General features: G+C 46.5%; 8 protein-coding genes. 1 reads left to right on the top strand and 7 read right to left on the bottom strand.

Translation table 11 applies throughout. The features are described from left to right. The 6 genes from EA408_11130 to EA408_11105 form a co-directional block, all read right to left on the bottom strand. The coding region (locus EA408_11130; GenBank protein TVR70537.1) for a DoxX family protein at nucleotides 1-1,430 on the bottom strand (1,430 nt) is incomplete at its 3' end. Nucleotides 1,431-1,646: 216 nt separating this feature from the next. Further along, nucleotides 1,647-3,845: a peptidase domain-containing ABC transporter gene (locus tag EA408_11125; protein ID TVR70536.1), complete on the bottom strand. Its 2,199-nt coding sequence runs from the start codon at nucleotides 3,843-3,845 to the stop codon at nucleotides 1,647-1,649. Nucleotides 3,846-3,869: 24 nt separating this feature from the next. After that, nucleotides 3,870-4,397 carry a thioredoxin family protein gene (locus EA408_11120; protein ID TVR70535.1) on the bottom strand — a complete coding sequence of 176 codons (528 nt, stop codon included), beginning with the start codon at nucleotides 4,395-4,397 and terminating at the stop codon, nucleotides 3,870-3,872. Further along, the gene (locus EA408_11115) at nucleotides 4,390-5,169 is read right to left on the bottom strand and encodes a hypothetical protein (protein ID TVR70534.1); all 780 of its coding nucleotides are present in this window, start codon (nucleotides 5,167-5,169) and stop codon (nucleotides 4,390-4,392) included. The genes EA408_11120 and EA408_11115 overlap by 8 nt, the downstream gene beginning before the upstream one ends. A gap of 220 nt (nucleotides 5,170-5,389) precedes the next feature. Then, nucleotides 5,390-5,701, bottom strand: coding sequence for a nucleotidyltransferase domain-containing protein (locus EA408_11110; protein TVR70533.1), 312 nt, complete (start codon nucleotides 5,699-5,701; stop codon nucleotides 5,390-5,392). Continuing rightward, complete coding sequence (locus EA408_11105; protein TVR70532.1) at nucleotides 5,677-6,141, bottom strand: HEPN domain-containing protein; 465 nt, start codon at nucleotides 6,139-6,141, stop codon at nucleotides 5,677-5,679. Before EA408_11105 ends, EA408_11110 begins: the two co-directional genes overlap by 25 nt. Between EA408_11105 and EA408_11100 the strand changes: the two genes are divergently transcribed. Further along, nucleotides 6,129-7,565, top strand: coding sequence for a glycoside hydrolase family 10 (locus tag EA408_11100; protein TVR70531.1), 1,437 nt, complete (start codon nucleotides 6,129-6,131; stop codon nucleotides 7,563-7,565). The genes EA408_11105 and EA408_11100 overlap by 13 nt on opposite strands. Before the next feature lie 59 nt (nucleotides 7,566-7,624). Here EA408_11100 and EA408_11095 read toward each other — a convergent pair. Continuing rightward, nucleotides 7,625-7,951 (bottom strand): tryptophanase (locus EA408_11095; protein TVR70530.1); only part of this gene is annotated, 327 nt, incomplete at its 5' end.

Genomic DNA, 7,951 nt, shown 5'->3' with positions numbered 1-7,951 from the left:
GCATCAAGTGCTATATTGCAGTCCTGAACAATTTGAAAATCATACATTCCTACGCAAATAAAGTCAGCTCCGGCTTCAAAGGCAGCAATGAAACCCTCTTCGGGCTTTATTGCTCCTGCCGCAAGAACTTTGAATGCTATCCACGGTTCTTCAAGCTGGTTCATGAAAGCGATTGTTTTTGCCGGATCATCACACCATATGCTTTCTACATCTTTCTGATCAGGTGCTGCCTGAGCAGACCAGTAGTTATGGTAATGGAAGGTTTTGACCCAGAAATCAGGTTTTATACCATGGGCAACACAAGCTTGAATTGTTTCAAGCCTGTGAGCGCCAATACCTGCCGGCTTGCCATAATCACGGATCAAGTCCAGTACCCGCTTAAAGTCATCAAAATTTCCTGCGGCTGCTGCACTGTCGGCATATCCTCCATGATAATACATTGCAGCGGCGCCAGCTTCCTCCGACATCCTGACACCTTCCTGAATGCCTGCATGGTATCCGCAATCAGAGATAAACTTCATCCTGCCTGAAGTTTCGTGCCAGTATTTGTTTATTACCCTGGCCAAAGAGGGGTTTGTTATAATGGCATTAATTCCGCATTTTTCAGCAAGTTCCATGGTTCCCAGCACCCTGCGGTCATCATGGTAACTTTTAACCAGTTGTGAGGCATAGATAAGGTCGCGTGCATGAGCCCATCCTCCGATAAGATTACCACCCATAATAAGCCGGCTCAGCTCCATATCTCCGATCCTTCCTTTAGGTATCTCCCCTTTCAGGTCATCAAGCTGGGAGTAATTGAAACTCAATAAGGTGGCTCCTGTTGTTGCATCGGTCTGATCTGTAAGGAATTTTTCCTCCCAGCTGTCCCACTTTTTCTTTTTGTAAAGTGCATAAGCAAATGCACCAATAAAAGGGATGCTTATCAGATTTCGCAACAGCTCACGACGCCGCTGCAATGCATCTGAATTGTCTCCACTAACCTTGTGGGAATGTGGTGCCTCTTCCTTCCAGTGTTTTATGAGCCGGTCAATTCCATATGTGAAACTTTTGGGAAGCAAAGCAAAAACCCCTAAAACAAAGGCCAGTATCAGGTTTTTGTTTACCCATAGATAGCTTCCTTCTGAAACGGAACCAAAATCGTATCCAGGGAACGGTGGATAAGCGACAAAGAAGAAGATAAGCAGAACGATACCTGCCACAGAGACCCACCGTATGAATAATCCGATGAACAGAAATAGTCCGATTACAATCAATCCCCATACATTTATAAAATCAATTGCAGCCATCAGAAAGGAAGATTCGGCTATCCACTCAAAAAACCCGGAGAAGAGCCATCTAGATCCAAGAAGATAGTACCTGGCCGTCCAGCCGGTGTCGAATAATTTATCAATGCCTTCATAAAGGAAGAGCCATCCGGTCAATATCCTCAAACCAGACAGTAAATAGTTTGTCGCAGGCTTCATTTATCAGAGAGATTACTTGTTATGTGCAACTCTTTAGATTAAAAATATCCTGACAAGTTATAAAAAATTTTAATCTGCTGTTGACTGAAATCCTTTCTTAAATCAGCAGCAAGTTAACACAGGTTTTTTAGGTGCAAGGCTTTGTTAGAAAAAAATGAGCGGTTTGAATCAGCACCTGAGCGGTCAGGTTACAAAGTAATCCATGAAAGAGAGGCTGTAGATATTTTCAGATTGCATAAGTTCAACATGACCGCCCCGGGAGCTTATCCTGCCGTTTTCGATGATGATTATCTCATCTGAGATGGCTGCTGCTTTCAGGTTATGGGTAACCTGCAGCACCGGGGCCTCATCTTTAATTCTGATGATCAGGTCAATTATGAAGTTTTCAAGTTGACGGTCGGTTGAGCTGGTTAGTTCATCGATAAGCAGAAGCTGCGGCCTGCGGCAAAGGGCCCGGGCAAGTCCGATCAGCTTTTTTTGTCCCCCCGAAATATTAAGTCCCCGCTCCTCAACAATAGTCGCTAGTCCGTGCGGAAACTGCTGTTCAATTAGCGGCAAGAGTGAATGTCTTTGCAGTTCACCGACCGCCTCTTCTGCCTCTTCCGGGGTAGCGTCGAGAACGATGTTCCCGAGTATTGAGGTGTTGAACAGGCTGATCTGCTGCGGCACCACACCGAGTATTTTCCTGAATGACCCTATCGACACCTTTGAGATATCGTTTCCGTTAACCCTGATCACGCCCGATTCGGGGCTGTAGAACCTCTGGATCAGGTTGAGCAGGGTGCTTTTGCCGGTACCGTTCTCGCCGAATACCGTTTTGATCTCACCCTTTTTTAGGTAAATGGAGATGTTTTCAAGAAGTAATTTCCTTCCGGGGAAACGGAAGCTCACATCTTTAATTTCGAGATGTTCGAACTTATTGATCCTTATGGCTGACTTATCCTGTTCCCGGTCATATTCCGGCCTGCCTGCCGAGATCTCGTATGTCCGCTCAAATGCGACGCGCGCGGACTGGAGATGGATGTTGGCGAATGCGAGGGAAGCGCAGGCCGGGATAACATTATTCGTGAGGGTGAGCAGGGCGATGAACTCTCCCGCCTGCATAGTGTTCCCAAGCATTGCAGCTATCGAGACCGAAACTACGGCCATGATAAGAATAATCCCGGTAACTTCTGTAATGGCATTTAGAGCTACGCCGGTTTGTCCCAGCCGGAATAACTGCTGCTGGAAGAAACCGTAAACAGTCTTACCGGCATCTGCAAACTTTGCCTCCTTGTTACCGCTCCTGATAACCTGCACGTTTTCGATGGTAGAGATATAGTTGCTCTCATTCCCGGCATGAGCTGCCATCACGTTCTGCTGTTTTTCCTTTATTACCGGGTGGTAATGACGGGCTATAAGGTAATATACCGGTATTCCGGCCAATAGGATTATCCCTGCCGGGGGATGATAGACAAATACCGCTGCCAGCGAGACGATCAGTAGTAACGCGTTGATAAGCAGCTCGCCGGTAATATATGTAATTGTCTGCTGGATCTTTCCGGTATCGTTGAGCCTGGCAACCATGTCGCCGGTGCGCCGGCTGTTGAAAAAGGCCATGGGCTGCCTCAGCAGCCGGCTGAAAAATTTGCCTATCATCCTGACGTTGATATCCCTGCTCTGGCGGATTATGAACGACTGCCTGAAATACCCGATGGCTGTCCGCGACACGAGAATCAGAAATATCAGCACCGATGCAAGCACAATCCGCAACAGATCACCCGAGGGAATAAGATTATCTATCAGTGTTTGCGAGTATACAGCTATGGCGATGCCGAGAATTGAAACGACAATGCCGGTAAGCAGTATAGTGGTCAGTATGGTTGTGTCCTCTTTTATGATTTCAAGGAACCATTGAAGCATCTCCTTTTTGCCAGCCTCTTTCTTCTTAAAAGCCCCGTTGAGCAGTTTCAGCCTGAGAAGCGATTTTGATATCCATATCCTCTCAAGCTCCTCGGCTGCCATCTCCCTTATTCCCCGGGACGGGTCGCCAATTATGAATTTACCGTTGTCGTACCTGTACAGAACCAGGTAGTGCTGGTACTTGCCGTCAATGGTAACATGCAGTACTACCGGTGCATCGACTCTCTTCAGGTAGTCAATACCGGCCTGCAGTCCTTCAGCCTCGAAACCGCACTGAGCTGCTGCCTGGTACAGCCCAAGCATGGTCGTGCCGGTGCGGTTAGTGCCGCTGAGTTCACGAAGCTTTTCCAGCTTTACTTCGCCGCCGTGATATTTGATGATATTGTGAAGGCAGGCCACCCCGCAATCGGACTGGTCGTGCTGGGTAAGGAAGCTTTTTTTGAGTGCGCTGATATCTCTGGTGCTGGTATTGGGGTTCATTGGTTAAGGGTTTGAAGTGTCAGGTTATAAGTCAAGAGCAGCAAGGATGTCATCTACAGGTGTGTATCCGAAATTTGAAAAGATCAACCGGCCGGTCTCATCGTAAACCAGCAATGACGGGACGGCCCTGATGCCATAGCCGTTCAGGATGGTTTCCCCGCATACCCTTCCTGTCTTTATTGAGGGAAAAACTGCCAGTCCGTGCCGCTCTTCGAACTGCATAACCGTTTCCTGGTCACCGGAAGTGATCATGTATATATCAATACCTTCAAGGAGGTCAATATTCGAAACAATAGCTTCGGCCTCCAGGTGGCAATAGTAGCAGTCGGCGTCAAAAAAGATGACTATAAACCGGTTATCCCTGGGAGCACCGGAGATGGTGTACGTTTTATTCCCCGAAAGGGATATCTCAAGAGAGGTAAAAACGTTCCTGCTGTCAATGACCCGCTTTTGCTCAGCAATTTTGAACAGGAGGAATGTTGCTGCAGCCAGGACAAGGACTGCGAATGAAGCTGCGATGGCCCTGCCGGCCTGTTTGTTGTGTTTATCCATAGCTGATGAGTAAGTACATTACAAGGATGATCCACATGAAAAAGGCGGTTCCGTATGTTGTGAGCACCAGCGAAAAGGAGCTGCGGAACGGGTGGCCGGTGACCGTTTTGTAACACCAGGTGAGGAAGAGAATGTAGGCGGCCAGGAAAAGGCTGATGCTTTGCAATGGAACGTTGATATATGGCTGCGTGGCGGTGTGCGGAAAGAGCGATGCGAGTGAAAGTATGCTGACGTTGAGATCTTCGAGCGTTTGAACGCCGGAAATCAGGAGAGTGCCGGTGGTGATGTAACTGGCTGCCAGGTATACCACTTCGGCAACCATTGCCATGGCAAATATCTGCCTGAAGGTGAGCCTGTGGCCGGCTACCAGCGAGCCCATCGACAGGAAGGTGGCTACAAGCAGGAACTTGATTGCAAGGATCAAAGGGACTCCGATGTATCCTACCCACTGCCATTTGTTCCTGAAACTTATCAGCTGGTCGATGACGTTCAGGCTGAGCTGGCCGCCGAGGCTGCGGTAGTATAGCTCGTCGTGTATGATGTATTCGTTTACAATGACTGCAGAAAAAATATAGAGCAGGCTGAGGAGGATGAAGAATTCGGACTTGCTGTTTTTAAGCACTATATACCTGACGCTGGCGGCGGCTGCATAGGATGCTCGTCCTGCGGCAGAGGGTGGGGCAGAAGCTGATGCTGGTGCTGAGGCAGGTGCCCGGCCTGGTGCCGGGGTTGAGTTGGAGGTTGAGGTTGAGGTTGAGGCCCTTTTTCCCATATCCTGCTGTTTTGGTTAAACTTATGCTGACCCTGCAGGCTGTTAGTTGATCCCGGTTCGACAGGCAGTTGCAGCTTTTTAATTTAAGTTACAGCAGTTTCGGGTCTGATGCAAGTTTATTGGGAGGAAAAATGATGAACGGTCGGAATTTATGCCTGAGCGGTTAACTGTATGGGTGTTCTTGTTTAAAGCGTGTGGCTGTCGAAAAACATGAAAATTTTTAAGCCAGTTTAATGCATTTTCTTTCAATTACTTTTATAAATGGGTTATTTTCAGATGTTTCGTTTTCATTAAAGGTATGAAGCTCAATTCTGTCAAATTTCCGGAGAATATGCTTAATAGGCTCATAATCTATTGATAAGCAACCTGTAAACTTTTCATCCCAAAGAGCAAGATCAATATCCGAATGTTCATGAGCCTTGCCATCTACGAAAGAACCAAAGAGGGCAGCTTTTGATGCACTGTAACCGTTTCTTCTAAGTTCATTAATTAGAAGAAGGGATTTTTCTATTGCAACTTCTTTATTAAGCATTCCCTGATTTCCTTAACGGTTTTCAATTTTCTTTCTGTATAATCCTTTGTACTTAGTTTATAGAACCGGTCACGATAATCCTGATAACGTCCTTCAATGTTCCATGATGTAATAATCCTGAGTTCATCTATATATTGACTATCGAGTGAAAGATTGGTTTGATTGTAAAGGTACTCTAAATTATGCACCCTTGGTGGATAATCTTCATCATTATCTTTGACCCAATGTGCCTTAAGGAGTTTTTCAATAGATAAATGTGCAAAAAACAGCGCATGCATATAATTGCCTGCCTTAAACAGAGATAATACAGCATCCCAATCCAGTTGTGATGAGTTTACCCAGAATTTATTATATTGGTTATGATTGCTGTTTGAGTTATTTTGTGCCGGCTTTAAGAGAGCTAAAACCACTTCAGATCGAAAACAAAATGGCGTTATCAAAAACCGTGAAAGTCAGTGTTATCTGTGCAATGCTGGTATTCCTGTATACTGGCTACAACATTGCACAGCCTACCGAACAGTTGATAAGAGAGATGGAGGCCCTTGCCGGATCCGATCAACATGAAAAGGAATTGTCGTTACGACTTGCAATCGAGCAGGACTACCTGGCGATGGCCAGGCATAATATTGAACAATACCGGAAAACCGGGGCGATTATTACATTTGTTGATGATCATGGCAACCCTCTTAAAAACCTGCGTATTGAAGTTGATCAGGTCACCCAGGACTTCCTTTTCGGAAATAAGATCGGGAATTTGGTACGTCCCGGCGAAAAGGATTATAAAACCGATCTGCAGAAAAAAAGGTTTAAGGATTTATTCAACAAGGCAGTCTTCCTCTTTATCTGGGGCAGCTATGAAAGCAAACCTGGTCATCCGCAATGGCAGGAGTATAGTGAGATGTTAAACTGGGCGCTTGAAAACGGGATTACCTGTATGGGACACCCGCTGGGATGGACGGGACCATGGGGTACACCCCAATGGCTGCTTGAGCTGCCGGAAGAAACCATAAACGAGCTGTACAAAGCCAGGATATTCAACAATGTAATTGGATACAAGGGAGAAATTGATATGTGGATTGTTGTAAACGAACCAATTAATACAGTCCCGTGGGAAGTGGCAATTGCAGATAAGGATAACAATAATAGTTTCAGGTATAATGTGACCGGATACGAGCCCGATCAATTTGTCTCATGGGTTGAGCAGTCATATAAATGGGCCTGGGAAGCAAATCCACATGGGGATTATATTCTTAATGAGTATTTTACCCTTGCAATACCCGAAATACGTGACCGTTTCTATGATCTGCTCAAGGAACTGCACAGAAGGAATACCCCTTTTACCGGTATTGGCATACAGGCACATGAGCCTCGCCAGCATTGGTTCTCTCCGATTGAAATATTTAAAACATTTGATCTTTATTCAGAGTTTGGCAAGCCCATCCATATTACCGAGTTCATACCCCAGTCATCAGGAAAGGAGATCACGGGATGGCGCGAAGGAATATGGACAGAAGAAGCACAGGCAGAGTTTGCAGAACATTTTTACACCCTCGCCTTTGGCCACCCTTCTGTTGCATCTATCACCTGGTGGGGTATTTCTGACCGGAATATCTGGCTCGAGGGAGGCGGTTTGCTTGATGAGGAGTATAATCCCAAACCAGTTTACAACAGACTAATGAGACTAATAAAGGAGGATTGGATGACACGTGACCTGGTACTTGAAACAGATGAGAACGGTCAGGCATTATTCAGGGGGTTCTTTGGCAAATACCGGGTAACAGTGACAAGTCCGGATGGTTCCAGTCAGATACTGGAGTTACATCTAAAGGAAAACGGAACAAACTGGTGGCGGTTTGTGCTGTAAAATCAGCACTTTTGGTTTATCAGAAGTTCATACTGGAGGCAGGAGGGAATGCCCTGACCCTACAACGACTCCCCGAAATCTTCCCTGAACTTTGCGGCAAGCTTCTGTGGCCAGTCACTTACCGGGGCAAGGCGTCCCATGAAGAACCTCAGCACGGGTGGCTCCTCCACGAATTTCAGTCCCCCGACAAGCTCGCGGTTGGCATAAAGCCATTTTACCCTGTCAAGCAGGAACAGCGTTTGCGAGAGTGTAAATACCCTCCTGGGGAATGCCAGTCTGAGCAGCTCCATGTCGGCAAGGATATCGTTACCATCCTCATCCCTTACACTTGAGATGGTTCCGCGCTCCATTCCGCGACAGCCTGATATTATATACAGAGCAGAAGC

The organism is Marinilabiliales bacterium, assembly GCA_007695015.1.
In the GTDB taxonomy this organism is placed as follows: domain Bacteria; phylum Bacteroidota; class Bacteroidia; order Bacteroidales; family PUMT01; genus PXAP01.
Note: the sequence above shows the minus strand (reverse complement) of the source record. Positions and strands in the feature narration are given on the sequence as shown.

What these genes read in the sequence shown, in the direction of transcription:
- EA408_11125 (TVR70536.1), bottom strand. Translation starts at nt 3,845, where the DNA reads ATGAACCCCAATACCAGCACCAGAGATATCAGCGCACTCAAAAAAAGC.
- EA408_11120 (TVR70535.1), bottom strand. Translation starts at nt 4,397, where the DNA reads ATGGATAAACACAACAAACAGGCCGGCAGGGCCATCGCAGCTTCATTC.
- EA408_11115 (TVR70534.1), bottom strand. Translation starts at nt 5,169, where the DNA reads ATGGGAAAAAGGGCCTCAACCTCAACCTCAACCTCCAACTCAACCCCG.
- EA408_11110 (TVR70533.1), bottom strand. Translation starts at nt 5,701, where the DNA reads ATGCTTAATAAAGAAGTTGCAATAGAAAAATCCCTTCTTCTAATTAAT.
- EA408_11100 (TVR70531.1), top strand. Translation starts at nt 6,129, where the DNA reads ATGGCGTTATCAAAAACCGTGAAAGTCAGTGTTATCTGTGCAATGCTG.